Origin of the sequence: Pseudohoeflea suaedae, assembly GCF_004354915.1 — a bacterium.
Taxonomy (GTDB): Bacteria; Pseudomonadota; Alphaproteobacteria; order Rhizobiales; family Rhizobiaceae; genus Pseudohoeflea; species Pseudohoeflea suaedae.
The window spans coordinates 1666100-1692902 of the sequence record NZ_SMSI01000001.1 but is presented as its reverse complement, the minus strand read 5'-3'; the positions used below and the strand labels follow the sequence as shown (position 1 = coordinate 1692902).

Annotated in this window: 29 protein-coding genes and 1 tRNA gene; 16 read left to right on the top strand and 14 right to left on the bottom strand. The window is 62.0% G+C overall.

What is annotated here, in order from left to right:
- Positions 1 to 376 precede the first annotated feature (376 nt).
- From E2A64_RS07960 to E2A64_RS07950, 3 genes are all read right to left on the bottom strand, one after another.
- Positions 377 to 1657 (bottom strand): O-acetylhomoserine aminocarboxypropyltransferase, encoded by a 1281-nt coding sequence (locus E2A64_RS07960; protein WP_133283841.1) that lies wholly within the window; start codon positions 1655 to 1657, stop codon positions 377 to 379.
- A gap of 263 nt (positions 1658 to 1920) precedes the next feature.
- Positions 1921 to 2115: a CsbD family protein gene (locus tag E2A64_RS07955; RefSeq protein ID WP_133283840.1), complete on the bottom strand. Its 195-nt coding sequence runs from the start codon at positions 2113 to 2115 to the stop codon at positions 1921 to 1923.
- Between the two features lie 108 nt (positions 2116 to 2223).
- Positions 2224 to 2760 (bottom strand): CoA-binding protein, encoded by a 537-nt coding sequence (locus E2A64_RS07950; RefSeq protein ID WP_133283839.1) that lies wholly within the window; start codon positions 2758 to 2760, stop codon positions 2224 to 2226.
- 122 nt (positions 2761 to 2882) lie between these two features.
- Between E2A64_RS07950 and E2A64_RS07945 the strand changes: the two genes are divergently transcribed.
- The gene (locus tag E2A64_RS07945) at positions 2883 to 3218 is read left to right on the top strand and encodes a hypothetical protein (RefSeq protein ID WP_244598179.1); all 336 of its coding nucleotides are present in this window, start codon (positions 2883 to 2885) and stop codon (positions 3216 to 3218) included.
- Between the two features lie 4 nt (positions 3219 to 3222).
- Here the strand turns inward: E2A64_RS07945 and E2A64_RS07940 are convergent, their stop codons facing one another.
- On the bottom strand, positions 3223 to 3963 hold the full coding sequence (locus E2A64_RS07940) for a GNAT family N-acetyltransferase (protein WP_158285718.1): 741 nt from the start codon (positions 3961 to 3963) through the stop codon (positions 3223 to 3225).
- An 11-nt stretch (positions 3964 to 3974) separates the two neighbouring features.
- Positions 3975 to 4796 carry an enoyl-CoA hydratase gene (locus tag E2A64_RS07935; RefSeq protein ID WP_133283837.1) on the bottom strand — a complete coding sequence of 274 codons (822 nt, stop codon included), beginning with the start codon at positions 4794 to 4796 and terminating at the stop codon, positions 3975 to 3977.
- 91 nt (positions 4797 to 4887) lie between these two features.
- Between E2A64_RS07935 and E2A64_RS07930 the strand changes: the two genes are divergently transcribed.
- The 4 genes from E2A64_RS07930 (at position 4888) to E2A64_RS07915 (ending at position 7211) form a co-directional block, all read left to right on the top strand.
- Complete coding sequence (locus tag E2A64_RS07930; RefSeq protein WP_133283836.1) at positions 4888 to 5319, top strand: PaaI family thioesterase; 432 nt, start codon at positions 4888 to 4890, stop codon at positions 5317 to 5319.
- 232 nt (positions 5320 to 5551) lie between these two features.
- Positions 5552 to 6016, top strand: coding sequence for a 50S ribosomal protein L13 (gene rplM / locus E2A64_RS07925; RefSeq protein WP_133283835.1), 465 nt, complete (start codon positions 5552 to 5554; stop codon positions 6014 to 6016).
- The gene (rpsI, locus tag E2A64_RS07920; protein ID WP_133283834.1) at positions 6016 to 6501 is read left to right on the top strand and encodes a 30S ribosomal protein S9; all 486 of its coding nucleotides are present in this window, start codon (positions 6016 to 6018) and stop codon (positions 6499 to 6501) included. Before rplM ends, rpsI begins: the two co-directional genes overlap by 1 nt.
- An 89-nt stretch (positions 6502 to 6590) precedes the next feature.
- Positions 6591 to 7211, top strand: coding sequence for an FMN-binding negative transcriptional regulator (locus tag E2A64_RS07915; protein ID WP_133283833.1), 621 nt, complete (start codon positions 6591 to 6593; stop codon positions 7209 to 7211).
- A 6-nt stretch (positions 7212 to 7217) separates the two neighbouring features.
- Here the strand turns inward: E2A64_RS07915 and E2A64_RS07910 are convergent, their stop codons facing one another.
- A complete protein-coding gene (locus tag E2A64_RS07910) occupies positions 7218 to 8288 on the bottom strand; it encodes an acyltransferase family protein (RefSeq protein WP_158285717.1) in 1071 nt (356 codons plus the stop codon).
- Between the two features lie 282 nt (positions 8289 to 8570).
- Here E2A64_RS07910 and speB point away from each other — a divergent pair, with 282 nt between their 5' ends.
- Both speB and argC read left to right on the top strand, forming a co-directional pair.
- Complete coding sequence (gene speB / locus E2A64_RS07905) at positions 8571 to 9512, top strand: agmatinase (protein WP_133284312.1); 942 nt, start codon at positions 8571 to 8573, stop codon at positions 9510 to 9512.
- Positions 9513 to 9605: 93 nt separating this feature from the next.
- On the top strand, positions 9606 to 10532 hold the full coding sequence (argC, locus tag E2A64_RS07900; RefSeq protein WP_133283831.1) for an N-acetyl-gamma-glutamyl-phosphate reductase: 927 nt from the start codon (positions 9606 to 9608) through the stop codon (positions 10530 to 10532).
- Positions 10533 to 10553: 21 nt separating this feature from the next.
- On the opposite strand, the gene E2A64_RS07895 is transcribed toward argC, so the two are convergent.
- Both E2A64_RS07895 and E2A64_RS07890 read right to left on the bottom strand, forming a co-directional pair.
- Positions 10554 to 10835 (bottom strand): YrhK family protein, encoded by a 282-nt coding sequence (locus E2A64_RS07895; protein WP_133283830.1) that lies wholly within the window; start codon positions 10833 to 10835, stop codon positions 10554 to 10556.
- A 72-nt stretch (positions 10836 to 10907) separates the two neighbouring features.
- The gene (locus tag E2A64_RS07890) at positions 10908 to 12005 is read right to left on the bottom strand and encodes a COX15/CtaA family protein (RefSeq protein WP_133283829.1); all 1098 of its coding nucleotides are present in this window, start codon (positions 12003 to 12005) and stop codon (positions 10908 to 10910) included.
- Between the two features lie 180 nt (positions 12006 to 12185).
- Here E2A64_RS07890 and E2A64_RS07885 point away from each other — a divergent pair, with 180 nt between their 5' ends.
- Both E2A64_RS07885 and E2A64_RS07880 read left to right on the top strand, forming a co-directional pair.
- A complete protein-coding gene (locus E2A64_RS07885) occupies positions 12186 to 12407 on the top strand; it encodes a DUF2842 domain-containing protein (RefSeq protein ID WP_133283828.1) in 222 nt (73 codons plus the stop codon).
- Positions 12408 to 12543: 136 nt separating this feature from the next.
- Complete coding sequence (locus E2A64_RS07880; RefSeq protein ID WP_158285716.1) at positions 12544 to 13785, top strand: GNAT family N-acetyltransferase; 1242 nt, start codon at positions 12544 to 12546, stop codon at positions 13783 to 13785.
- A gap of 26 nt (positions 13786 to 13811) precedes the next feature.
- Here E2A64_RS07880 and E2A64_RS07875 read toward each other — a convergent pair whose 3' ends face one another.
- The gene (locus E2A64_RS07875) at positions 13812 to 16058 is read right to left on the bottom strand and encodes a GumC family protein (protein ID WP_133283826.1); all 2247 of its coding nucleotides are present in this window, start codon (positions 16056 to 16058) and stop codon (positions 13812 to 13814) included.
- Positions 16059 to 16378: 320 nt separating this feature from the next.
- Here E2A64_RS07875 and E2A64_RS07870 point away from each other — a divergent pair, with 320 nt between their 5' ends.
- From E2A64_RS07870 to E2A64_RS07855, 4 genes are read left to right on the top strand one after another with little or no spacing between them, the layout of a single operon-like run.
- Positions 16379 to 16909 carry a polysaccharide biosynthesis/export family protein gene (locus E2A64_RS07870; protein WP_133283825.1) on the top strand — a complete coding sequence of 177 codons (531 nt, stop codon included), beginning with the start codon at positions 16379 to 16381 and terminating at the stop codon, positions 16907 to 16909.
- A 3-nt stretch (positions 16910 to 16912) separates the two neighbouring features.
- Positions 16913 to 18082, top strand: coding sequence for a glycosyltransferase family 4 protein (locus tag E2A64_RS07865; RefSeq protein WP_133283824.1), 1170 nt, complete (start codon positions 16913 to 16915; stop codon positions 18080 to 18082).
- Positions 18083 to 18137: 55 nt separating this feature from the next.
- On the top strand, positions 18138 to 19691 hold the full coding sequence (locus E2A64_RS07860; RefSeq protein ID WP_133283823.1) for an undecaprenyl-phosphate glucose phosphotransferase: 1554 nt from the start codon (positions 18138 to 18140) through the stop codon (positions 19689 to 19691).
- Between the two features lie 59 nt (positions 19692 to 19750).
- Positions 19751 to 20962, top strand: coding sequence for an O-antigen ligase family protein (locus E2A64_RS07855; protein ID WP_133284311.1), 1212 nt, complete (start codon positions 19751 to 19753; stop codon positions 20960 to 20962).
- A 138-nt stretch (positions 20963 to 21100) separates the two neighbouring features.
- Here the strand turns inward: E2A64_RS07855 and E2A64_RS07850 are convergent, their stop codons facing one another.
- Complete coding sequence (locus tag E2A64_RS07850; RefSeq protein ID WP_133283822.1) at positions 21101 to 21277, bottom strand: DUF2735 domain-containing protein; 177 nt, start codon at positions 21275 to 21277, stop codon at positions 21101 to 21103.
- A gap of 443 nt (positions 21278 to 21720) precedes the next feature.
- Between E2A64_RS07850 and E2A64_RS07845 the strand changes: the two genes are divergently transcribed.
- The gene (locus tag E2A64_RS07845) at positions 21721 to 22755 is read left to right on the top strand and encodes a glutamine synthetase beta-grasp domain-containing protein (RefSeq protein ID WP_133283821.1); all 1035 of its coding nucleotides are present in this window, start codon (positions 21721 to 21723) and stop codon (positions 22753 to 22755) included.
- Between the two features lie 184 nt (positions 22756 to 22939).
- Here the strand turns inward: E2A64_RS07845 and E2A64_RS07840 are convergent.
- The 3 genes from E2A64_RS07840 to E2A64_RS07830 form a co-directional block, all read right to left on the bottom strand.
- Positions 22940 to 23016, bottom strand: a tRNA-Pro gene (locus E2A64_RS07840).
- A gap of 235 nt (positions 23017 to 23251) precedes the next feature.
- Positions 23252 to 23530: a hypothetical protein gene (locus E2A64_RS07835; protein ID WP_133283820.1), complete on the bottom strand. Its 279-nt coding sequence runs from the start codon at positions 23528 to 23530 to the stop codon at positions 23252 to 23254.
- Positions 23531 to 23565: 35 nt separating this feature from the next.
- Positions 23566 to 24624: a GNAT family N-acetyltransferase gene (locus E2A64_RS07830; RefSeq protein ID WP_158285715.1), complete on the bottom strand. Its 1059-nt coding sequence runs from the start codon at positions 24622 to 24624 to the stop codon at positions 23566 to 23568.
- Between the two features lie 238 nt (positions 24625 to 24862).
- Here E2A64_RS07830 and E2A64_RS07825 point away from each other — a divergent pair, with 238 nt between their 5' ends.
- Entirely contained in the window at positions 24863 to 25861 is a 999-nt protein-coding gene (locus E2A64_RS07825) for a LysR family transcriptional regulator (RefSeq protein WP_133283818.1), read from the top strand.
- Positions 25858 to 26061, top strand: a complete 204-nt coding sequence (locus tag E2A64_RS07820) for a hypothetical protein (protein ID WP_133283817.1) — start codon at positions 25858 to 25860, stop codon at positions 26059 to 26061. The genes E2A64_RS07825 and E2A64_RS07820 overlap by 4 nt, the downstream gene beginning before the upstream one ends.
- Before the next feature lie 25 nt (positions 26062 to 26086).
- On the opposite strand, the gene E2A64_RS07815 is transcribed toward E2A64_RS07820, so the two are convergent.
- A complete protein-coding gene (locus E2A64_RS07815; RefSeq protein ID WP_133283816.1) occupies positions 26087 to 26626 on the bottom strand; it encodes a MerR family transcriptional regulator in 540 nt (179 codons plus the stop codon).
- Positions 26627 to 26803: the final 177 nt, after the last annotated feature.

The following is a 26803-nucleotide window of genomic DNA, read 5'->3' as shown; positions in this document are numbered from 1 at the left end:
ACACATAATGGCTCTGCTCCGGTCCCGCAGGCTTACCGAGTCTTTTCCGTGCAATAAAGTGTGCGAAGACGATGAATGGCAGGACGATGCCGCCGATGAGAATGAAGGCGTAGTTTCGCGCTACCGCAGATCTCGTTGCGGCTGTTTCTATAGAGGTTTCCATTTCACCGCCGCCGTTCTTTCTAGCCTGCACTCATGCAACCATTGAAAAGTAACAAAATCAATATCGCTACCAGAGAGAGTACAATATTCCCGGCCATTTGGCGTGGCCATTGTCAGCCTCGGTTGCCTCAGAACTGCAAAGGCAAGCGGCAAGCTGGCATAAGGAAATGCCCGGGCGCGAACCCGGGCATCGTCATTCGTCCGCCTGTGCAGATCAGGCCTTGTCGAGCGCCTGCTGGAGATCGGCGATGATGTCTTCGATGTCCTCGATGCCGACGGAAAGCCGCACCACATCGGGGCCGGCGCCGGCCGCTTTCTGCTGCTCGGGCGACAGCTGGCGGTGCGTTGTCGAGGCCGGATGAATGACCAGCGAACGCGTGTCGCCGATATTGGCCAGATGCGAGAACATCTCGAGGCCCTCGACGAATTTCACGCCGGCTTCATAGCCGTCCTTGAGGCCGAAGGTGAAGACGGCACCGGCGCCCTTGGGCGAGTAGCGGGTCTGCATCTCGTGGTTCGGGTCGTCTTCGAGCCCCGCATAGGAGACCCAGGCGACCTTCGGGTGCTTCTTGAGCCATTTGGCGACTTCGAGCGCATTGTCGCAGTGCCGCTGCATGCGAAGGGCCAGCGTTTCCGCACCCGTCAGGATCATGAACGCGTTGAACGGCGAGATCGCCGGGCCGAAATCGCGCAGGCCGAGAACGCGGCAGGCGATGGCGAAGGCGAAGTTGCCGAAGGTTTCGTGCAGTACCATGCCGCCGTAATCGGGCCGCGGCTCGGAGAGGCTCGGATACTTGCCGGATTTCGACCAGTCGAAGGTGCCGCCATCGACGATGACGCCGCCGATCGAATTGCCGTGTCCGCCGATGAACTTGGTCAGCGAATGGACAACGATATCGGCACCGTGGTCGATCGGACGGACGAGATAGGGCGAGGCCATGGTGTTGTCGACGATCAGCGGCAGGCCGTTGTCATGGGCGATCCTGGCGATCGCCTCGATATCGACGAAGGTGCCGCCGGGATTGGCGAGGCTTTCGATGAAGATCGCCTTGGTCTTCTCGTCGATCTGGCTTTCGAAGGTCGACAGGTCCGACGGATCGGCCCAGCGGACCTGCCAGTCGAACGACTTGAAGGCATGGCCGAACTGGTTGATCGAACCGCCATAGAGGCGCCTGGCGGCGATGAAATTGTCGCCCGGGCTCATCAGCGCCTGGAAGGTGATGAACTGCGCGGCGTGACCGGAAGCAACCGCGAGCGCGGCAGTGCCGCCCTCGAGGGCGGCCATGCGTTCCTCGAGCACGGCCTGGGTCGGGTTCATGATGCGGGTGTAGATGTTGCCGAAGGCCTTCAGCCCGAAGAGCGAGGCGGCATGGTCGGCATCATCGAAAACATAGCTGGTGGTCTGGTAGATCGGCGTGGCGCGCGCGCCGGTCGCCGGATCCGGCTGCGCACCGGCATGAATGGCTAGCGTGTTGAAACCCGGTTCCTTGGACATCGTCCTCTCCCTTGAAAATGCGCTCTGGTCTTGTGGGTAAGGGGTTATCTCGCAAGCGGAGGCGAGCGTCAAAGACGATTTTTCGAGGCTTCGGCCGGGAAAGGGAAAAAGCCACCCGTTTCCGGATGCAAAGTGCCGACAGCTTGGTCCGGACTGTCAGAAGAGCCAAACCGCAGGGAGGCCAGAACGCAGGAAGGGACGGAACGCAGGAAGGGACGGAGCGCGGGGGCGGTCCATCCCTTCCGTTCGAGGTGGCGGCGCTATCAGAGGTGCTTGTTCGCCGCGTCCTTGACGGCGGCCTTCGCCTTGCCAAGAGCCTGCTGGCCTTCGCCCTTGAGCTCCTGGGCCTTGCCCTTTGCCTGCATCTCCTTGTTGCCCACGGCCTTGCCGGCAGCCTGTCTTGCCTTGCCGGCGGCTTCGTTGGCCATTCCGGCGACCTTGTCCTTGGTGCTACCCATTGTCGTTATCCTTGTTGATGACCGCTCCGATCAGCGGACGGTGCATCAGTAAACGCGGCCAGGGTCCGGCAGTTCCCGACCGAAACCCGGACGGGACCTGATTTTCGATCACCGCGGCTTCGTCGGATCGCCGCGCAGGCCGAAGCTCTGGAAGCCCTGCCGCATGACCTTCTTGCGTGACGAAATCACGCGGCTGTTCACACCGTTCCAGCCGATCTCGCCCGACAGGCGGGCATATTCGATCTTCGGGCAGCGGTTCATGACGACCTTGATGCCCTTCTCCTCGAGCCGCGCGGCCTGTTCGTCATTTCGCACGGTGAGCTGCATCCAGACCACCTTCGGCAGCGGATCGAGCGCCAGCACCTCGTCGACGACACCGGACACCGCGTCGGACGCGCGGAACACATCGACCATGTCGATCGGCCGGTCGATATCGGCAAGCCTGGCATAGACCTTCTCGCCCAGAATATCCTTGCCGGCCCGGCCCGGATTGACGGGGATGACGTCGAAGCCCTTGTCGAGCATGTATTTGACGACAAAATAGCTCGGCCGCACCTCATTGGCCGACGCGCCGACCACGGCGATCGTCTTCACCTCGTGGAGGATTCCGGAAATATAGGGGTCGTCATAGCTGTCGTGGTTCATGCTGGGGTCCGATCAGGCGCATCGTCAATTCGGCGCGCGGCCCTCGCCACGCCCTCAATAGACCCTATTTGGCAGTGATGATGCCACAAGACAAGAAACAGACTGACAGGAGGACGCCGCCCATGGGTCGCAGACTTTCCCGCGCTCTACTCGCAATCACCGCTTCGGCGATGCTGGCCACGCCTGCACTCGCCATTTCGCGGGTGAACACCGCGAATGCGAGCTGCGCCGCCGTGAAGGGCGTTCTCCAGAGAGAGGGTGCGGCCATCCTGCGCTATCCCTCGTCGCGCTCGAACAAGTTGCTCTATGACCGTTATGTCAGCAACCGGCACTCCTGCATTCTGGGCGAGATCACCAAGCGCGCGACCGTGCCGACCGCCGACACGGCGCATTGTCCGGTGCTCAAATGCTACCGGCCGGACCGGGACAGGCGCTCGAAATTCCTGCGCCGCTTCTGACCGCTCAGCCCGGCTGGCGATAGTAGCAATAGCCGTAAAGATCCTCGGCAAAGCCGAGCCGACCGTAAAGCGAGAGAGCGGGCTCATTGCCGGCCACGACCTGGAGCGCCGCATCGCGCGCGCCCTGCGCGCGAGCCCGCGACATCAGCGCGGCAAGCATTGCGCGCGCATGGCCCCTGCCCCGGAACCGAGGATCGGTGGCGACGGCTTCCAGCACCAGACAGCCGTCGAGAACGACACCATAGGCAATGGAGACAACCTCCCCCTTGTCCCGTGACAGCGAGAAACATGCCGGCGCGGTTATGAGCTTCAACGTGGCGGCAAGGCTTTGCGCCGAACCGCCCGCCATCCTCGTCCGCGCGGACAGCCAGTCGTCCGTCATCCTGTCGGTGAGTTCGATATCGGCCGAGGCAGTCTCGGCGTCGATGAGCGGGGTGTAGAGCGTGCGCGTCGGCCCCTCCCTTCCGTAGCCACGCGCCAGCATCGCTCGATCGTCCAGACCCAGAAAATCCGGCAGCCGGACAAAGGCGGGATAGCCGCGCTCGGCATAGTAGGCTTCCGCCTCGGCCAGAAGCGCAGCGTCCGGTGCCTCAGCGCCCGGCAACGGGTTCAGCGATCCTGTGCGCCGCGTCGCGTCGTCGGTGAAACGGAATTGCCAGCCGCCGCTTTCGTATTCTTCCGCTGCCGGCCAGGCCGCACGGCACGCCATTTCGACGCGCCAGAGGAGATCATCGTTACGGGACATCGGCGAGCGGCTTACTCGCCCGTCCATTCCGGTTTGCGCTTGCCGATAAAGGCGGCGATGCCTTCCTCGGCGTCGCGGGCCAGCATGTTTTCGACCATCACCTGCACCGTGTAATCATAGGCGTCCGACAGCGACATTTCGGACTGCCGATAGAAGGCTTCCTTGCCGATCTTCAGCGTCAAAGACGATTTGGAAAGAATGCTTTGAGCGTAAAGGTTCACAGCTTGAGTCAGATATTGTTTCGGCACGATGCGGTTGACGAGACCGTAGTCGCGGGCGTCCGACGCGCCGATCGTCTCGCCCGTCAGCAGCATTTCCATGGCCTGCTTGCGGTGGACGTTTCGCGACAGCGCCACCATCGGCGTCGAGCAGAAAAGGCCGATATTCACGCCCGGCGTGCAGAAGGTCGAGGTATCGGTACAGATGGCGAGATCGCAGGAGGCGACGAGCTGGCAGCCGGCCGCCGTCGCCAGTCCGTCGATCTCGGCGATCACCGGCTGCGGCAGGTGCACGATCGTCTGCATCAGCTCCGAACAGAGCTTCATGGTCTTCTCGAAGAACGACCGGCCGCGATCCTCGTCGGCGCGATGGAGCGTGAGCTCCTTGAGGTCGTGGCCGGCGGAAAAGAGCTTTCCGGCGGCAGCCAGGATCACCACACGCACGTCCCTGTCCTGTCCGGCCGCATCTAAATGACCCTTGAGCTCTTCCATCAGGGCGATCGAGAGCGCGTTTGCGGGCGCGTTGTTGAGCGTCAGCCGCAGGACACCACCGTCGAACTCCCTCAGGACGAGCGGTCCGGTATACGCAGTTTCGGCGTTCGATGCTTCCGACATGATCAACTCCTGAATTTCGAAGCGCGGAATTTGCATGACTTGACGCGCGAATGCCACCCCCGTCATGTGGACGCAGCGGGAGGAGAAGCAGATGGACAACAGGCCGGTGATGACGGTGGCGGAACTGAGCGCGTTCCTGGACGCGGAGTTTCCGCAGATCAATGCCCGCGGCCGGCACTATACGGTCGCGGAGATATCGCCCGGCGAAGCCGTGCTGCGGCTCGATCCCGACCAGTCGCATGTCCGTCCCGGCGGAACGATATCCGGCCCGACCCTCTTCTCGCTGGCGGATCTCGCCGCCTATGCCGTGATCCTCGCCCATATCGGGCCGGTCGCCCTTGCCGTCACCACCAGTCTCAACATCAACTTCCTGCGCAAGCCGGATGTCGAACCGCTTGCGGGAAAGGCCCGGATTCTCAAGCTCGGCAAGCGGCTGGCAGTGGTGGAGATCGCAATCGAAGCCGCGTCAGGCGGCGATGTTCTCGCCCATGCCACGGCGACATACTCCATTCCGCCACGCTGATTTTATGTGGTAATTAGATACCTATTTTTTAAGCTATTGTTTTTGCTTTACTATTCTGCGCAGAGACTGCGAAACCCGTATTGACGGTCGTTCCGACCTCCCCTATAAGCCTCACATTCGCGGTCCTTCACGGGGCCGCGTTTGGTTGTGCGGGGTTTCCCGCCCAACACAAGCAACAAGAAAAGTCCGTTCGAGCTTCGGCTGATCCGGATCGAAACCAAGAGAGAAAACCATGAAAACCTTCTCGCAGAAGCCTGCTGAGGTGGAGAAGAAGTGGATCATCATCGATGCCGAAGGCATCGTTGTCGGCCGCCTCGCCACCCTCGTCGCCAACCGCCTGCGCGGCAAGCACAAGGCCACCTACACCCCGCATGTCGATGATGGCGACAACGTCATCATCATCAATGCCGACAAGGTCGTCTTCACCGGCAAGAAGTACACCGACAAGAAGTATTACTGGCACACCGGTTATCCCGGCGGGATCAAGGAGCGCACCGCGCGCCAGATCATCGAGGGCCGTTTCCCCGAGCGTGTCGTCGAAAAGGCCGTCGAGCGGATGATCCCGCGTGGCCCGCTCGGTCGTCGCCAGATGAAGAACCTGCGCGTCTATGCAGGCACCGATCATCCCCATGAAGCGCAGCAGCCGACCGTTCTCGATGTCGCCGCGCTCAACCGCAAGAACAAGAGGGTTGCATAATGGCTGAGCTGAACTCGCTCGAAGAACTGGGCGCTGCCACCGGCACCGAAGCACCCGCCGCTGAATCCGCACCGGTTCACGTCCGCAAGGTCGACGAACAGGGCCGTTCCTACGCGACCGGCAAGCGCAAGGACGCCGTCGCACGCGTCTGGATCAAGCCGGGCTCCGGCAAGATCTCCATCAACGGCCGCGAATTCCCGGTCTATTTCGCCCGTCCGGTCCTGCAGATGGTTGTCCAGCAGCCGCTCGTCGCGACTTCGCGCGAAGGCCAGTTCGACATCATCGCAACGGTCACCGGCGGCGGTCTCTCCGGCCAGGCCGGTGCCGTCCGTCACGGCATCTCCAAGGCCCTTACCTACTTCGAGCCTGAGCTTCGCTCGGTGCTCAAGAAGGGTGGCTTCCTGACCCGCGACAGCCGCGTCGTCGAGCGTAAGAAGTACGGTCGCGCCAAGGCTCGCCGGAGCTTCCAGTTCTCCAAGCGTTGATCTTTCGATCCGCTTGTCGGAACTTCGAAGGCCGGGCACATCGCCCGGCCTTTTTCGTTGCAGGCTCACAGTAACTGGAAAGCTTTGCCATGTATCTGCCCGAGCATTTCGCCGAGAACCGGCCCGAGGAAATCGACCGGCTGATCGACGCCTATCCGCTGGCCACGATCGTCGCGCAGACCGAAGCCGGGCTGGCAGCCAGCCACATCCCGTTGCTGCGCGAGGGGACCGACAGGCTGATCGGCCACGTGGCGCTGGCCAACGACATGCACCGCGACATCGGCGAGGATACACAGGTGCTGGCGATCTTCCGGGCCGAGCACGCCTATATCAGTCCGAACTGGTATCCCTCGAAACTCGAAAACCACAAGAGCGTGCCGACCTGGAACTACCAGGCCGTTCATGTGAAAGGCCGGATCCGTTTCGACCACTCGGAGAAATTCAAGCGGATGATCGTCGGCCGCATGACCAAGCATTTCGAGGCTGTCACTTCGGGCGACAAGGCCTGGCGCATGGCGGACGCGCCGCGCGACTATATGGAGATGATGCTGGGCAATATCGTCGGCCTGGACATGACGATCGAGCGGGTGATCGCCAAGTCGAAACTCAGCCAGAACCGCACGCAGGGCGATCACGACAGCGTGGTCCGACAGCTTGATGAACGCGGCGACGGCGCACTGGCGAATGCGATGCGCAACGTCGAGCGCTAGGGCTGCTCAGGCTTTGGCCGTCATTCGGGGCTGCAGGACGGGCCCGGCCCCGCGCGCGGCGAACCGCCTCACGACCAGGCGATTGAGCGGCACCTCGATGAAGCGGTGAAATGTCCAGGCCACGGTGAGCGCGATCGCCGTCATCGCCGAATAGTGCCAGAGCCACATCAACCCCAGATCCGGCATGTGCGGCATGACGATGCGGATATACCCGGCGATTACGAACAGATGGGTGAGATAGAAGGCGTAGGACCAGTCTCCGAGCGCCGCCATGGCAGGGCTGGAAAACCGCATCATCCGCAATCCCCCCAACAATATCATCGCGCCCGGGATGCCCCAGTAAAGCGTGCGGTAATTGCCCGGATCGGTCTCGTGCTGAAGGGCAAGAAAGAGCGTACCGGCGAAAAAGCTCACGAAATAGACGACGTCCCTCCCCTCGTCCGACAGATATCGATGCAGGTGCCAGACGAGGATGCCGAATGCGAATTCGAGCAGGATGGCATCGGTATAGAAAGCCAGTGTCCCGTTCTCGGGTTCGGCGACCCAGCCGACGAAGGCCAGAGCCGAAACGACCGCGACCAGACCATAGAGTTTCCGATCGCCGAAAAGTCCCGCCATCAGCAGCACGAGGGCATAGAAGAACATCTCGTAGTTGAGGGTCCAGCCGACGAGCAGAAGCGGCGCCATGGCTCCCTCCCCGTCGGGCCAGGGCACGAAGGCAAGCGAGGCCGCAAGGCGAGCGACGTCCGCCGTGGTCGAACCCAGTATCGAGGGCACGGCGATTGCCAGCAGAAAGACCGCAAGGGTGGCGATGTAATAGCCGGGCACGACGCGGGCCAGCCTGCGAAAGATGAAATCGCCCGGTCGAAAGGCGCCGGGGCGCGACACGATCATCACCATGACGAAGCCGGAAATGACGAAGAAGAGATCGACACCTGCCGCGCCGACATGGTCGATGCCTGCCGCATTGGGTCCCCAGGTTGCCACCGTCAGGCTGGAGACGTGAAACAGGAAGACCGCCAAGGCAGCGAAGCCGCGCAGATACTGCACGGCCGGGATGAGATTTCCCTGTATCACTCCATTTTCACGCCTGCGGCCGGGCATGCTGCTGCTCCTGTTTCAAATCCGACATATCATGATAATTCGATGATTTGCCGCGAAACCTTCCGTCAACCTTAACGGCGCGCCGCGTGCTTGATTGCCGCAACCCGCTCCCCGCGCGGCAGCGCGGCCGCTTCCAGTCGCGCATTCGGCTTGGCCGAAAGGCTTTTCGACCTGATCGAGCGCTCTGCACTGGCAATTCCGATTGCGACCGCTCATATTCCGGACACCAAGAATTTTCCGGAGGCCCGCCTTTTCATGCCGTCGAAATCGATCGATCACGCTTTCACCGCCTCGCGCCTCACGGGTGCGGCGACCGACCCGACACATGCGGGCGCGCTATCCTTCATGCGGCGGAAATATACCAAGTCGCTCGAGGGCGTGAATGTGGCGGTATGGGGCATTCCGTTCGATGCCGCCGTCTCCAACCGGCCGGGCGCGCGCTTCGGCCCGCAGGCGATCCGCCGCGCCTCGGCGATCTTCGACAACGACCCGCAATATCCTTTCGGGCGCGACCTGTTCGACGAGATGGCAGTCATCGACTATGGCGACTGCCTGCTCGACTACGGCAACCACCAGGAGACGCCGGGCAAGATCGAGGCCGAAGCCGCCAAAATCATCAACGCCGGCGCGTTCCTGCTCACCCTCGGCGGCGACCATTACGTCACCTGGCCGCTCCTCAAGGCGCATGTCGACAGGCACGGTCCGCTGGCTCTCGTGCAGTTCGACGCCCACCAGGACACCTGGGACGATGACGGCGAGCGCATCGACCACGGGTCCTTCGTCGGCCGGGCGGCCAGGCAGGGTCTGATCGACACATCGAAATCGATCCAGATCGGCATCCGTACCCATGCGCCCGAAGACTGCGGCATCCGCATGATCTACGGCCACGAGGTCGAAGACATGAGCGCGCAGGAGATCGCCGATATCATCGTCGAACATACCGGCGGCGCACCTGTCTATCTCACCTTCGATATCGATTGCCTGGATCCGGCGTTTGCGCCCGGCACCGGCACGCCGGTCGCAGGCGGGCCCTCCTCGGCCAAGGCGCTTTCAATTCTCCGCAAGCTCGGCGCTCTCGATATCCGCGGCGCAGACGTGGTCGAAGTCGCACCCGCCTATGACCACGCTGACGTGACCGCGATTGCAGGGGCGACGATTGCCATGTACATGCTCGGTCTGCTGGCCGAAAAGCGATGAGGCTTCTTCTGCCAAACTGATTCAACGGCTTGCCGGATCGATTCCGGTTTTCGAGCCAACCGACTGACAGACAAGAATTTTCCAGGAAAGCCCATGGCTCCCAAAATCTTCATCGACGGCGAACACGGCACCACGGGCTTGCAGATCGTCAGCCGGCTCGGCGGCCGGAGCGACATCGAAGTGATCTCGATCCCGGGCGACAAGCGCAAGGATCCCGAAGCGCGCGCGGAGTATCTGCGCAAGGCCGACATCGCCATTCTCTGCCTGCCGGACGATGCCGCGCGTGAAGCTGTGGCGCTGGCCGGCGATGCCGGAACGCGCTTCGTGGACGCCTCCACCGCGCACCGGACCGCCGATGGCTGGGTCTACGGTTTTGCCGAAATAGACAAGGACCAGGGCAGCAAGATTGCTCGGGCGCAGTTTGTCGCCAACCCCGGCTGCTGGCCGCAGGGACCGATCGCAGGACTTCGTCCGCTGCTGACCGCCGGATTGATCCCGGCCGATTATCCGGTGACGATCAGCGGGATCACCGGCTATTCGGGCGGGGGCAAGCAGATGATCGCCGACTACGAGGCGAAGGGCGACGAAGCATCCGAGTTCATGCCCTACGGCCTGACGCTCAATCACAAGCACGTGCCCGAAATCAGGACCTATGCCAAGCTCGCATCCATGCCGCTGATGCAGCCGGCGGTCGGGGATTTCGCGCAGGGCATGCTGACGCTGGTGCCGCTGCAACTGGGTGCCCTGCCCTCTATCCCCAAGGGCAAGGATCTGCATGCAGCAATCGCCGACCATTTCGCATCGATCCCGGATTCGCTCGTCGATGTCGCGCCGTTCGAAGCGACGGAGCGCAATGCCGCGATCAACCCGCAGCGCCACAACGACACCGACCGGATGACGCTCCACGTCTGCGCCAATGACGACCGCGCACAGGCTGTGCTCATTGCCGTCTACGACAATCTCGGCAAGGGCGCGAGCGGTGCCGCGGTGCAGAATCTCGACCTCATGCTGCGCGGCTGAGCCGAAACCGAAACCGGGGCGTCATTTGCCCCGTTTTTCCAGCATGTCGTCGTAGTCGCCTTCGGAAAAATAGTAGATCTCGCGATAGATGCGGATGGTGGGCTTGAGCGCGAAGCAGATCGAGCCGATCAGAAAGCACCATGTCCCCGGCGTTTGCCAACTGTCGGAGAAGAACATCACCGAGCCGATGATGAAGAGCAGCGCGGCGGCCACGTCGACCGCTGTGTAGACCAGTTCGAAGATGGCATAGGCCTTCTCGTCGTTCTGGTATTTCCGTTTGTGCGATGGCTTGAAAAGCGGCATGACGGGTCTCCTCGGGCCTTGCCTCCGGCTCGCCCGCACCTTCCGCCGCACGGGCTTTGTGACGATGTCGCCTCAGCTTCCCACGGCGATTTCGGTCTCGCGCGGATATTCGCCATAGAAGCCGCGATAATGGGCGACCGCGAAGCCCAGCACCACGACCGCCCCGCCCTGGTGGGTGAGAGCGGCGTCGAACGGCACCTGCAGAAGCAGCGTCACGATACCGACGATCGCCTGGATCGTCACCAGCGCGAAAAGGACGACGGATCGCCGCGCATGGGTCGTTCCGGGCATGCGCGCAAGCGACGTCACCATATGAGCGAGCGCCGCCAGCCAGACGAGATAGCCGAACAGGCGGTGGTCGAGCTGAACGAGCTTGGGGTTTTCGAAAAAATTGCGCCAGACGGGTTCGATGGCAAAAACATCACCGGGAATGAAGGCGCCGTCCATCAAGGGCCAGGTGTTGTAGCTCAACCCCGCATCGAGGCCGGCAACCAGTCCCCCCAGATAGATCTGCACGAGCACCATGAGCACCAGAATGCCGGCAAAGAAGCGCAATCCCTGCGGCGGCTCCTGGCGGTGCGAATGCGGCGCCAGCCCCCGCTGCACCCACATGATCGCGGCGAAGATGATGCAGGCCAGCGTCAGATGCGTCGCCAGGCGGTACTGGCTGACATCGACACGTTCGACGAGGCCGGATGCGACCATCCACCAGCCGACCGCCCCCTGCAGTCCGCCGAGGAAGAACAGGCCGGCGAGCGGCCATCTCAACCGGCTTTCGACGCGGCCGGTGAGCAGAAAGAAGACGAAGGGCACGGCAAACAGCACGCCGACGGAGCGGGCCAGAAAGCGGTGCGCCCATTCCCACCAGTAGATGCGCTTGAACTCGTCGAGCGACATGCCCTTGTTGATCTGCTGGTATTCCGGGATCTGGCGATAGAGTTCGAGCTCTTCCTGCCACTCCTCGACCGACAGCGGCGGAATGACGCCGTGGATCGGTTTCCATTGGGTGATAGAGAGGCCCGAATCGGTGAGCCGCGTGGCACCGCCCACGAGCACCAGCGCAAAGATCGCCACAAGCACCACACCCAACCAGACGCGCATGTGGAACCGGTTGCGGTCGGTGCGCTCGCGCTTGGCAAGCAGGGAACTGGCGGAAGAATGAGTGGTCATGGCGGCTCGCTCGGGCGAATTGGGGGATCCGGGCTTCATGTGCACCACACGAGATTGCAAGGCAAGCCTGCGGCAATTGCGGCATGGGGTCGCGCAAATTCCGACAATTCGGACTTTTGTCTTTCCGGCTAAGCAGCTATCTCATGTCAACGGATACAGACACGGAGGGCTTCAGCCCCAATGCCAGTCAGACTGAAGAAGTTGATCGGGATGATCCTCATCGTCCTTCTTGTCATCGTCTACGCGCTTCTCGCCACGACGATCGCAACATACCGGCTGGCCGAATCTCCCTGGTATGTCCACTTCCTGTATTTCCTGCTCTCGGGCATCCTCTGGATCGTGCCGGCCATGTTCATCATCCGCTGGATGGCCGGGCCGAAGTCCAGCGACAAGCAGGTCTGAAGCGCCTTCCGTTAGGCCAGCGTTAACCCTGAATTCTCATTTGCGGGATCTGACCGGGCCAAGGTCACCAAAAATTCGCAGTCTCGCGTCCATCATCGGACGAAATGCGGAATTCTGGCAGGAACGCGATCCCGGAATGGTACATGTAGACGATATAAACGGACGCCGCGTGATTACCGCGCAGAACAGCCCCAAGGGCGCGTGTTCGGTGGGGCATGTCCGCCTGTCGGCCATGATCATCAAGCGTATCGAGAAAGCCGAGAACGTCTGGCGGGCGATGGAAACCGCACCGCACGTCACCCTGCACCAGACCTATGACTGGGCTCGCGCCTGGGCCACCCTGCCCGGGCTTTCAACGCTCGTGGTGCTCGTCTCGCTCGATGGCCACCCGGCCGTGTTGTTGCCGCTCGAGATCGTGCGGAAATTCGGCGTGCGCGTGGCCAGGCTGATCGGCTCGCCGCACTCCAACCACAACGCGCCGCTCTATTCCGAGCGCTTTCTCGCCGAAGCCGATGCGGCAATGATGGACGAGCTTCTGGACACCTTGTCGGCGCTCAACATTCCCGCCGACGTACTCGCGCTCGACAAGCTCCGTCCCATGGCCGGCCAGCGTGAGGAGCCCCTTCTCGCGTTCAGGCACGTCACGAGCCAGAATGCGAGTTTTCAGCTCCCGCTGAAACCCGACTTCGCCGAGACGCTCAGTCAGATCAATGCCAAGCGGCGGCGGAAGAAATTCCGCACTTCAGAGCGCCGGCTGGAGCCCGTGGGCGGCTATCGGCATATTACCGCCGATGACGATGCGAGTGCCCGGCGCCTGCTGGGCGAGTTCTTCCGCCAGAAATCGCTGCGCCTTACGGAGCAGGGTTTGCCCGACGTCTTCGCCGAACCCGGCATTCACGATATCTTCGGACGCCTGGCGAGCTTCTCGGCCAATGACGGCGCGCCCGTCCTTGCCCTTCACGCAGTCGAGATCGAGGATGACGGGGTCGCCAAGCTGATCGCCATCGCCGGCCTGACCCGTAAGGGTGCCCACATCACCTGTCAGTTCGGTTCCGTCGACGACAGGACCGTGCCGGACGCAAGCGCTGGCGAATTGCTGTTCTACCTGATGATCGAGCAGGCCTGCGCGACTGGCGCCGAGTGCTTCGATTTCGGGGTCGGAGACCAGCGCTACAAGCGGTCCTGGTGCCCGGTCGAAACCCCGCATTTCGACGTCTTCCTGCCGCTCAACAATCGTGGAGCAATGGCCGGGCGTGCCATGGCAGCCATTGTCGGCGCCAAGCGCTTCGTCAAGACGTCGCCGCGCATGCGCGCCATCGCCAGCCGGATTCGGGCGCTGACGCTCAACGAAAAGCCGGCCTCCGAAGACGCCGGCTGATCGAGATTTCCGAAGGTTCAGGCCGTTCAGGCCACCGCGCGGCGGTGACCCGGCCTGTCGGGATACTGGCTCGGCGTCATCAGCAACACATCCTCGAAACCATTGTCGAAGAAATCGCTCAATGCCGCATCGAGCTCTTCCTTGCTCGGATCGACGACCGAGAGCACGATTTCCGTACCGTCGCGGCTGGCGATCCGGCCGACGCTTGCAGCATTGGTCATGCCGCATTCGACGATGACGAGATCATAGGCCTCGGCAAAGCTGTCGAGCAGCATCGGCAGGCGGTCGATTGCGCGCATGGCGCGGCGTGCATTGGCGTTGCCGTGCGGCACGATCTGCGCATCGGACAGGCGATCCGCATGGATGACATCGGCGATCGCCACCTCTCCGCAAAGGAGATCGGTCAGGCCCGGGAGCCTGCGCGATTCGGCCATCAGCTCGGTCGGGCAGCCCGACCCCGTCAGATCGACGAGCAGCACCTTGGCGCCTTCGGCAGCCACGGTGCGCGCCAGCATGACGGCTGACAGCGAACCGCGATCGCCTTCGGGCGAGACGGAGATCGCCATCAGGGTCTGGTCGGCGAGAAGCTGGTCGGCGACGGCCTCGACGGAGAAATCAAAACTGCCTTCGACCACAGGTGCGGCTTCAGGCTTCGGTTCGACAGGCGCGGACAGTACCGACACCTGCTCCCGCCTGCGCTCGGACTGCACGGGCGCACCTGTAACAGCAGCGATGCGGGCAGCGGGGACTTCGGGGGCCGCGGGCGCGGCAGGTTCTGCGGGCGCGGCAGGTTCTGCGCGCGGAGCCCTGCGAGCGACTGCCGGATGGCTGGCGGGGACGTCCACGCGGGCGGTAGCCGCGTCCGCTTCATATGCCCCCTCCGCCGGGCGCAGCGCACGTCCGGAGAGAAGCTCGGTCAGCATGGTCCAGATCGCTGTCAGCAGGAAGGCTGCCAGGGCCGCAACGATGATGATCGGCACTGTCTTGGGGAAATAGGGTTCTGCGGGCGGAACTGCACGCGAAATCACGCGGGCGTCGGCGGGCGCGGAGGCAGGAGCCGAACGCGAGGCCGATTCCCGGAAACGGGCGAGATAGGTCTCCAGCAGATCGCGCTGGGATGCCGCTTCGCGCTCGAGTTCGCGCAGCTCCACGGATTCCTCGCCTTCGCGGGCCGAGCCGGTCTTCAGGGCATTGACCTGGGAGACCAGTTCCTCTTCACGCGCAGCCGCCAGACGAGCATTGCTTTCGAGGCTCGAAAGCACCTTGCGGGTCTCGTTGCGCACCTGGCCTTCGACATCGGCGAGCTGCGAGCGCAGCGCCTTCATGCGCGGGTGACCCTCGAGCAGAGTGGTGGACAGGTCGGCGATCTGGGCGCGGATGTTGCTTTCGCGCTCCTTGAGCCGCTGGACATTGCTGGATGCAAGGACGTCGCCGATCGAATCCGACTGGCCGCTTTCAAGCGCCGCACGGACGTTACGTACGCGGGCCTCCGCATCGGCCTTTTCACCGCGCACACGGCTGAGCTCGGCGGAAATGTCGGACAGCTGCTTGGCGGCGATGGTTTCCGTATCGCTGACCTGCAACAGCCCCTTTTCGGCGCGATAGCGGGCAATCCTCTCCTCGCTCTCGCGCACCTTCTGGCGCAGATTGTCGATCTCCGGGCCGAGCCAGGCGCTGGCATTAGAGTTGTTCTCGATCTTCAGCCCGGCGTTGAACGTCAGATATTCGTCCGCCATCGCATTGGCGACTTCGGCAGCGAGCGCCGGATCTTCCGAAGTGAACTCGATGGCCACAATGCGCGAGGACGGGACGACATAGACGTCGAGCTTCTCGTTGAAGTGCTTGAGCACGCGCTCGCCCGCGCTGCTATTGACCGGGCTCTTCAGGCCGAAGCCGACGAGAATTTCGGAAATCGCCGACGTGTCGGCAGAGGCATCGAACTCCGGACGGGATGCGAGATCGAGCTTCTCGGCAACCTGCGTGATGAGGTCGGAGGATTTGAGAATCTCGACCTGGCTCATGATCGACAACTCGTCGAAGTTGGGCTCCGCCGGCTGCCTTTGACCGCTCTCGCCGGTATAAACGGGTTCACGGGCGGTGATGAGAAGCCGCGCCTCCCCCTTGTAACGGGGGGCGATCGTCGTTGTTACGAGGAAAGCCGCGACCGCAGCTATAATCGTAACAAGTGCGACCGTAATTCGCCGCTCCCAAACTGCGGCGACGAGCCGCCCGAGATCGATATCCACATCTGACTGATTTGCCGCCACGCTCATTGAGCCACTCCATACTTGCAATCGCCGGGCATGGTAAATGAACATGGTAACACAAGTCTTAAAGCCTTGTTTAGCAAGCGTTTACCTTTCAAGGACGCAGCCCAAGCGGGCATAGGCGCCAATTTTCTCCAGCTTCGCCTCGCGCGCGCGTACCGGATTATAACTCCCCTCCCACCGCGATCTCGTCGCCGAAAAATAAGCAGATGCTTTACCCACCGTTAACCCTAACGGGATGATAACTGCCTCACACAAACGGTAGATTGCGGAGCGGCAACGTGGCCTCGGGTCGATTTTCAGTAGCGCGAATTTTTGCGGCAGCGATGACTTCGGTCGTTCTGGCGGGTTGCTCGGGTTACCACCCTGCCCCGAAGGCATTTCATGAGGCCGTCATCCAGCCCTACAGGCTTGATTCCGGTGACCGCCTGCGCGTCACGGTCTTCGAGCAGCAGGGTCTGACCGGCAATTATACCGTGGATCAGGCGGGCTACATCGCCTTCCCGCTCGTCGGCTCCATTCCGGCACGCGGCCACACGATCAAGCAAATCGAGAGCCAGCTCGCAACGAAGCTGCGCGAAGGCTACCTGCGCGATCCGGACGTCTCGGTGGAGGTCGATCGCTACCGCTCGTTCTTCATCATGGGCGAAGTCGGCCAGGGCGGACAGTATTCCTATGTGGCGGGCATGACCGTCCAGAACGCCATTGCGATCGCCGGAGGGTATTCCCCGCGCGCCAACCAGCGCAGCGTCGACATCACCCGAACGATAAATGGTGAAGTCATGACCGGTCGCGTCTCCATTTCCGACCCGATCATGGCCGGCGACACGATTTACGTCCGCGAGCGTCTTTTCTAGGCAATGAGCGAGACAAGGCCCTTGCGCATCCTCCACTGCTTTCGCTCGCCTGTCGGCGGCATCTTCCGCCATGTGCGTGACCTCGCCGAGGAACATGCCCGGGCCGGGCACGAGGTGGGCATCCTTTGCGATTCCATCACCGGAGGATCGTTCGAGGACGCGCTTTTCGACGGCATTCGTCCGCATCTCTCGCTCGGCGTGAGGCGGCTGGCGATTCGCCGATCGATCGGGCCATCGGACATCTCGTCATTCCTGGAGACATACTCCGAGGTCAAGGAATTGAAACCGGACGTCCTGCACGGACACGGCGCCAAGGGTGGCGCGTTCGCGCGGATGGTCGGTTCACGTCTACGGGTATCAGGTAGTTGCGTTGCCCGTTTATACTCTCCCCATGGCGGCAGCCTGCATTACGACCGGCGCAGCGCCAGGGGTCAGCTCTTCTTCGGCATCGAGCGCATGTTCGAACGGTGGACGGACAGCCTTGTCTTCGTCTCCGACTACGAGCGGCGCACCTATGCCGAGAAGATCGGGAAACCGAAGGCCGACTGGGAGCTGATACATAACGGGCTGCGGCCGGGCGAATTCGAGCCCGTGACCGCTCTGCCGGACGCACCGGAATTTCTCTACATAGGCATGATGCGCGACCTGAAGGGTCCCGATGTCTTCATCAACAGCCTGCGCCGCGCCGAACAGATCGTCGGACGCCCGCTTCGCGCCGTGATGGTGGGCGACGGGGACGACAAGCCACGCTATCAGGCGATGATAGACCGGATGGGCATGGGCGCGCGGATATCGATGCACGACGCGATGCCGGCACGCCAGGCTTTCGCGCTCGCGCGGCACGTGGTGGTCCCCTCGCGCGCGGAATCCATGCCGTATATCGTCCTCGAAGCGATCGCTGCGGGCAAGTCCATGCTTGCCACACGCGTCGGCGGCATTCCCGAAATCCTCGGCACGCAATCGGAAGCGCTTGTCGAGCCTGACAATGTGGAAGCAATGAGCCAGGCGATGGCGCATGCCGTCATGGAAGAGAACTGGCTTGCAAACGCCATGCCGGAACGCGACGCGTTCCGTGAACGCTTCTCGGCCTCCCGCATGGCCGCCGACATGCTGGCGCTGTACGAAAAACTGACAAGCGCCTCGCAGCAGGCCAAAGCCACGGCGGCGGAATAAAGCTTTTCTTAGGGGCGATCTGCTATTCCGAACGGCAAGGTTTGGAGTGGGGCTCGTGAACAAGATCGAAAAATCCTCGCAATTTGACAGCGAATCGCTTCGGGAAGCGCTGCAGAAGGCACCGGCTGATCGCGACAGGGTGCCGGAACCGGAAGAACTCAACCGGATTGCCAAACAGACAGCCAAGCGTCTGGCCCAGGAAAGCTATACGCCCACGATGATCACCGGCCTGTTGCGGCTCGCCGAGTTCTCGGCGCTGTTTCTCGTCGGCCTTGCCATCCATCTCATCTATGACGGTCCGGCGCTGGGCCTGACCGGCGTCTATTACCTGCCTGCCCTGCTGTTCGGCTCGCTGATGGCGATCGTCGTGATGCAGCTGTCGGACTGCTACCTGGTTCCGGCGCTGCGGACGGCCATTCATACCTATCCGCGGGTGTTCGCCTCCTGGACCGGCACGCTCGCGGTCCTGGCCGTCATCGGCTTCTTCCTGCAGTTCAGCCTGGTCTATTCGCGCATCTGGTTTCTTGCCTGGTTCATCGCCGGCGCCGCGGTCCTGTTCCTGTCGCGCACGCTGCTGGCCTTCTCCATTCGCCGCTGGGCGCGCAACGGCGTGATGGAACGCCGCGCGGTAATCGTCGGCGGCGGCGACATGGCCGAGGCGCTCATCCGCTCGATCGAGCAGGAGCCCAACAACGACATCCGCATCTGCGGCATCTTCGACGATCGCAGCACCCGCCGCTCGCCCGAGGTGGTGGCCGGCTATCCGAAGCTCGGCACGGCCAGCGAACTGGTGACATTCGCGCGGCTTGCCCGCATCGACATGCTGATCATCGCGCTGCCGCTCTCGGCCGAACTCCGCGTTCTCCAGCTTCTCAAGAAGCTCTGGGTGCTGCCGCTCGACATCCGCCTGGCCGCCCACGCCAACCGGCTGCGCTTCCGCCCACGTTCCTATTCCTATGTCGGCGCCGCACCGCTTCTCGATATCTTCGACCGCCCGATCACCGACTGGGATTCGGTGGCCAAGCGCGGCTTCGACATCTTCTTCAGCCTGGCGGCCATTGCCGCCCTCTGGCCGGTAATGCTGGGCACGGCGATTGCCATCAAGCTCGATTCCAAGGGGCCGGTGATCTTCCGGCAGAAGCGGCACGGCTTCAACAACGAGGTCATCGACGTCTTCAAGTTCCGCTCGATGTATACCGAGATGTGCGATCCGGAAGCCAAGGTGCTCGTATCCAAGGGCGATCCGCGGGTGACCAAGATCGGACGCTTCATCCGCAAGACCTCGATCGACGAACTGCCGCAGTTCTTCAACGTGCTCAAGGGCGACCTCTCCCTCGTCGGCCCCCGCCCCCACGCGGTTGCCGCCGGCACCAAGGACCTCCAGTTCACCGAGGTGGTCGACGGCTACTTCGCCCGCCACCGGGTCAAGCCCGGCGTGACCGGCTGGGCGCAGATTTCCGGCTGGCGCGGCGAGATCGACAATGACGACAAGATCCGCCAGCGCGTCGCCTGCGACCTCTATTACATCGAGAACTGGTCGCTGCTGCTCGACCTCAAGATCCTGTTCCTCACGCCGATCAGGCTTCTCAATACGGAAAACGCATATTGAGCGTGACTGCCACCCATAGCCACGCCGCGCATTATCGCGGCGTCCATCCCGGAATCACGATGCCGCACCGGGCCGGCATCAGCGTGCTCGCCTCGCTGGCGATCGCCTTCGGCGTTTTCCTCTCCGGTTTCGTGATCCGCGAGCCCGCACCCTATGAGCTCTACATGGCCGCGCTCATCGGCCTGTGGGCGATCATGGGACTGCGGCTGTCGCGACATATCGCGCCGCTCATCGCGCTCTACATCACCTTCAACATCGGCGGCATGTTCTCGATCCTGACGATGCCGAACGTGAAGGGCACGCCGATGTACATCGCCGTGTCGCTGTTCCTCGCCATCTCCGCGATGTTCTTCGCGGCCGTGATCGAGGCCGACTGGCGGCGGCTCAACCTGATCTTCAAGGCCTATGTGGTGGCGGCAATCATCACCGCGCTTCTGGGCATCCTGGGCTATTTCGGCCTCATTCCGGGTGCTGCCGCCTTTACCCGCTACGACCGCGCCATGGGCGCCTTCCAGGACCCGAACGTCTTCGGTCCCTATCTCGTTCTGCCTTCGATCTACCTGATGTACGGACTTCTGGACGGCAAGCTGTCGACCGCCCCCATCAAGGCGCTGGGCCTGGTGGTCCTGACGATCGGCGTTTTCCTGTCCTTCTCGCGCGCGGCATGGGGTCTGTTTGCGTTTTCAATGCTCGCCCTGATCTTCTGCATGCTCATCAAGCGGCGGACCGGATCCTTCCGGCTGAAGATCGTGATCATGTCGATGATCGGCGTGGTGGCGCTGGTGGCCGCCGTCGTGGTGGCACTGCAGATTCCCCAGGTCTCGAGCCTTTTCGAAACCCGCGCCAAGCTCGTCCAATCCTATGACGGTGCGCATCTGGGCCGTTTTGCCCGCCACGCCATCGGTTTCGGCTGGGCTCTCGATCATCCGCTCGGCATCGGCCCGCTGGAATTCGGCCTCGCGCTCGGCGAGGACACGCACAATATCTGGCTCAAGGCGCTGATGGATTACGGCTGGATGGGCTTCATCAGTTATGTGACGCTGATCATCTGGACGCTGACGCTGGGCGTGAAATACATGTTCCGCGACCGGCCCTGGCAGCCCTTTCTGATGATGGCGATGGTCCTCATCATCGGCCACACGATGATCGGCAACGTCATCGATACGGACCATTGGCGCCATTTCTACCTTCTGATGGGCATAGCATGGGGCTGCATCGCGCTCGAAAAGCGCTGGCAGACCCGCCTGCGGGCCGAACGCTCCGCGGCCTGACGCCCTTCCCCCGATCAGCATGCCGGACAAGACAAAAACCCGCCGCGCCTTTAAAAGGCGGGCGGGTTTGTTCATTCGCGCGTGCGGCGGCGCCTGGAATTCAGCCCGACCTGGCCGGGCCGGCCGAGCCGATTTGCCTCAGCTTTCTTCCTTCATCGCGGCGTCGTGATACCAGCCGTCGGTCGAGAGTACCGGCACGAGGGCCTGGGCGGACGACATGCCGCGAAACTTTGCATCCTCGGTTGCGCCTGGACGACGGAACTTGCGGGGAAATTCAATGATCTGGGCAGTTCTGCCCTGAGTGTTCATTTCCATCTGCGTTTCCTCCCCCGTTTCCGGGTTGTTCGGGTAAGGCGGCCTCCTACCGCCGTAAGACCTTCAATATAACATCTCCAGAATAGGTTTACAGCAGAAAGACACAAAAAATAGTCATTTGCCTATTATTTAGGCGCTAAATTATTGTGCATTCGCAGAGCCCCGATTTTCGCACCTTGGTGCGAGGAATGCAGGCCGAAGCTGCGTCAGGATGACACCCCCTCACCCGAGCAACAGAGAATCAAGACCTTAGACCCCGGCGCTGCGGCAAGACCGGCGAATATCGGCGAAACCGGCCATGAAGCGCATCATCTCTCCGCGCCACAAGCCAACTGGCATGAAACGTGCATTCTTCCCTGTCGGGATCGGCACACCCGATGGGCGGCGCCGACACACCAGAAAAATCAACGGCCAAGTCCCGGCAGGTCAGGAGACTTTACTACATGACCAAATACAAGCTCGAATACATCTGGCTCGACGGCTACAAGCCCGTCGCCAACCTTCGTGGCAAGACGCAGATCAAGGAATTCGATTCCTTCCCGTCGCTCGAAGAACTCCCGCTGTGGGGCTTCGACGGCTCCTCGACCGAACAGGCTGAAGGCTCCAGCTCCGACTGCGTCCTCAAGCCCGTCGCCGTCTATCCGGACCCGGCCCGCAAGAACGGCGTCCTCGTCATGTGCGAAGTCATGATGCCGGATGGCGTCACCCCGCACCCGTCCAACACCCGCGCAGAGATCATGGACGACGAAGGCGCCTGGTTCGGCTTCGAGCAGGAATATTTCTTCTACGAGGACGGCCGGCCGCTCGGCTTCCCGGAACAGGGCTATCCCGCTCCGCAGGGCCCCTACTACACCGGCGTCGGCTACAAGAATGTCGGCTCCATCGCTCGCGAGATCGTCGAAGAGCACCTCGACCAGTGCCTCGAGGCCGGCATCAACCACGAAGGCATCAACGCCGAAGTGGCCAAGGGCCAGTGGGAATTCCAGATTTTCGGCAAGGGCTCCAAGAAGGCCGCCGACCAGATCTGGATCGCCCGCTACCTGCTGCTCCGCATCTGCGAAAAATACGGCATCGACATCGAATGGCACTGCAAGCCACTCGGCGACACCGACTGGAACGGCTCGGGCATGCACTGCAACTTCTCGACCAAGTACATGCGCGAAGTCGGCGGCAAGGCCTATTTCGAGAAGCTCATGGCTCAGTTCGAAAAGAACCTGCAGGACCATATCGACGTCTACGGTCCGGACAACCACATGCGCCTGACCGGCAAGCACGAAACCGCTCCGTGGAACAAGTTCTCCTACGGCGTGGCTGACCGCGGCGCCTCGATCCGCGTCCCGCACTCCTTCGTCAACAACGGCTACAAGGGCTACCTTGAAGACCGTCGTCCGAACTCGCAGGGCGACCCCTACGCAATCGCTTCGCAGGTTCTCAAGACCGTCTCCGAAGTCGAAAACGAAATGTCGGCCGCAGCCTGACCGACCCACTGGACGCACCAGCGTCCGGACGCAATCACACCCCGGATGGCAACATCCGGGGTGTTTTTCATTGGAGACGACACGACTGCCCGCGCCGCCGACCGCACAGCGGCAAGAGGCGCGCTTGACACCTGAGAAGCCGCGAGGGCGGCGGGACTGAAAGGGAAAAATCGGGGGAAGGAAATGGTCGGAGCGGCGGGATTCGAACCCACGACCCCTTGACCCCCAGTCAAGTGCGCTACCTGGCTGCGCTACGCTCCGAACCGGGATTGGCTGTAAATGATGGAGCCTGAGGGCGCAAGGCCCACCAGCACGAAAATACGTAGAGGCCGGCGATTTCAGTGATCCGCACCGCCCGGCGAGATCCACCGCGGCAGATGATACGTAAACAGACGGCGACCGATGCGCACGGTCGCGCACTGCATGAGAACCGGACGGGCGCGTTCCGTGCAATCGGAGGCGTCAACCCTGCGCCCGCCCGGCCAACCGCAGAGAATCAGACCTCCCCGGCGGTTTTCGAATTCAGAACCACGACGTTCTCGTCGGTCTGCGAATAAGCGAGTTTCATCTTGAGTCTCAGCAGACTTTCCAGATGATCGTTCTTCCCGGACGGCGCCGGGTCGATTCCCTCCCAATCCAGCGCAGTCTGAAAGATCGCGAGATTGATCAACTGCGAAAGATCTTCGAGTCCCATCTTTTCAGCTTCCCGACGACACGACACCAGCGTGCGTATCATCCAGGCAAAGACATCGGCATTGGTCGTCTGCGTAGTCATATCATATTACCAATCCAGCTAGAACTACCTATCCTTCATGCCGCTCCACGATCTGCCGACCGCTCGAGCGGTCCGGGCACGTGCCAGGCCCCCTCGGGGCGGATGATCCGATAGGGTCCGTCGGATATCCTGACAGCTTTCGCCGAAGGCTCGACCTCCTCGACCATCTCGACGAAGGAATGATCGGAGAAGGTGAAGGGCGCGCCGTTCTCCTTCACCTTGAAGCCGAAATGCTGCCAGAAGCGCAGATAGTCCTCCCGCGCATGGCCATAGAGCCGGCGATAGCCCTTGTCCCGGCACAGTTCGACGCTCGCGCGCACCAGGTCGAAGGCCGTTCGCGTATTCCGGAACTCCTTGCGCACGGCCAGACGCTCCATCTTCGCGAACTCTCCGAAGAAGCGGATGCGCATGCAGCCTGCGGGTTCGTTGTCGACGAAAGCGAGAAGGTGGGTGGCAGCGAGATCGTTGCCGTCGAATTCCTCGTCGAAGGGACAGGACTGCTCGCCGATGAAGACCGCCGAGCGGATCGCCGCCACACGCATCATGTCGTCGAAACCGTTGACGACGCGAATGCCGGTGGGATGCAGTGACTTGTCGTGATTGGCGTAGCGAGGCTCCGAAGCCGCCAGCGACTGCGGTGAACGCTTGAGGATGTAGAATTGTTCGAGCCGCTTGCCGTCGAATTCCACCCCTTTTTCGAAGCCGCGATTGATCATTGCCCTGTGGCCGCGCAGCGTGAACGAGGTCGAGACAATGTCGGCCCGGGCATAATGCGGGCTGTCGAATCGGTCGAAGACGCGCGGGATACCAGCGGCCATCAGGCCGGGCGTATAACTCGCCCATACATAGATGACGGCGGGGCTTTCATGCTGAGCCGCGAGGTATTCGGCCTGCGGATCGAGGAGATCGAGTGAGCCGTCGAAAAGCGCGACGCGGCCAGCCTCGTTGAGCAGGAGGGTTGCGACAAATCCCTCGGCGCGATCCCTGCCCTTGCGTGAAAAGATCCACACGGCATCCGGATTCGTATCAGCAATGCGAATGACGGTCTGGACAGAGGCCAGTTGCCCGATGACGGCGCCAGCGGCATCCAGCAATCGCGGCACGTCCTCGTGTCGCATCCGGTTGGAGACGGAGACGAGCGCGGCCGCCCGTGCGAGCTTGTCACCGCTGTTGGTACTGCTACTGATTGCATTTCGCAAACTTGCAATAGGATGAGAAAAACTATCTTCTTGTAAGACCTGCATATTAGCACCCCCTAAGGTTGTTGGGGTGTAAACTAGCGCTACAAAGCCGGCATGGCTTTGGTCAAGTTTGAGACGGAGCGTTCCACCGATGGAACACCTTTTGCGTAACGTCGACTGGAACAGCATCCGCACGCTGTTGGTGGTGGCGCAGACTGCAAGTTTCAGAAAGACGGCGGAGGAGACCGGACAAGCGGTCAACACCATTCGCCGCATCATCTCACGGCTCGAAGACATTCTTGGCTATCCGTTGCTTTATCGCGAGGCGGACGGCGTACGCCTGACGCCGGAGGGGCGCCGCGTCATGCAGGCGGCCCGCGACGTCGAGAACTCGATGGCGGACATGCTGAAAGTGGCGCAGGCAGCGAAGGAGAATGCCAGGGGACCGGTGCGGGTGGCCATCACCGAAGGACTGGGAACCTTCTGGCTGACGCCGAAGATCGTCGACTATATGGAGACGACGCAGAACCAGAGCCGCGTCGAGCTTCAATGCGCCATGCGCTCGGTGGACGTGATGCGGCTCGAGGCGGACATCTCCATCCAGCTCGTCAAGCCGGAGCGCCCGGAACTCGATGTCGTGAGACTGGGCTACCTGCATCTCGTTCCCTTTGCCTCGCAGAGCTACATCGACCGGCACGGCGCGCCCACCTCGTTGAGCGAACTCGCCTCACACCGGGTCGTCGAGCAGGAAACGGAACAGCTGCAGGGCTACAATCTCGACAGGATCTTCAATCCCGAGATCGCCAGCCGGATGGTCCGGCTGAAGACGAATTTCTCCTCGGCCCATTACTGGGCGATCACCAAGGGTGCCGGCATCGGGATGATGCCGAATTATGCCCGGGCGATCGGAGGCGATGTGGTCGCGCTCGACTTCGGCATCAACTTCCGCACCGAAATCTGGCTTGCGACGCACCCTGAAACCAAGAAGTCGGTGCGCCATCAGCAATTCATCGACTTCCTCAAGACCAGTTTCGATGAACGGAAATATCCGTGGTTCGGCAAGGAACTGATGTCACCGGCGACGATAGAAAGGGAATTCGACCGCGAAGACCTGCGTGACTATTTCGAAGGGTTCACGGCGAAGCGATGAAGAAGTCACAGCCTGTCCATCCTATCGTGGGAACCGTCAGCCATGCGACGCAGACCGAGTTGCAGCGCCTTGCGATGATGATGATGCAGCTCGACATGGCCGTTGCCATGGCGCGTGAAAAGGGACTTCTCGAGGCTCAGGGAACACTTGAACTGGCGCTTGCCGAAGCCAGGCGCGCCCGCGACAGACTGCTTCAGTAAGCGCACGCCTCGACGGGCATTGCCGTCAGCGAACCTGGTCGAGAAGCCGCTTGCATTCCAAGAGGTCGTAGAGCGCCTCCTGCAGCAGCGCCCGGTCCTCGCTGGAGACCGGCGCACCGGTTCCCCGCCCCTCGCCCGCGGCCACCGTCTTCTCGTCGCCACCGCGGCTGAAAAAGCGGCGCGATACCGGGGCCTTGGCCTTGCCGAGAATCTGATCGTCCTCCGCAACGGCAGGCGCCACCCTTTCAGGTTCGTCCGGCATGCCCTTGGCCAGCGCCTCGAAGGCGCTCGCATCGCCCGAGCCGATGGCGACGACGAACTTGTTTCCGTTTTGCTTGAGAAGCTTCTGGACGCCCTTGATCGTGTAACCCTGATCGTAGAGCAGGTGCCGGATGCCCTTGAGCAGTTCGACATCCTCCGGCCGATAATAGCGACGGCCGCCGCCGCGCTTCATCGGCTTGATCTGGCTGAAACGCGTCTCCCAGAAGCGAAGAACATGCTGCGGAAGATCCAGGTCCTCGGCTACTTCCGAAATCGTACGAAACGCGTCCGCGCTCTTGTCCATCTCATCCCCTAGAGCGATTTTGATTTTGACGTAATCGGCAAAATCGAAATGCGTAAATGAATTCGGTCGCTTGCCGATCCGATCCGTTTGCACCTCAAGGTGAAACGGTCAGGCGAACGAATCACTCAGCTTGGCAAAGAATGCGCCATTGCAACGATTTGCGGGCTAAATATCAAG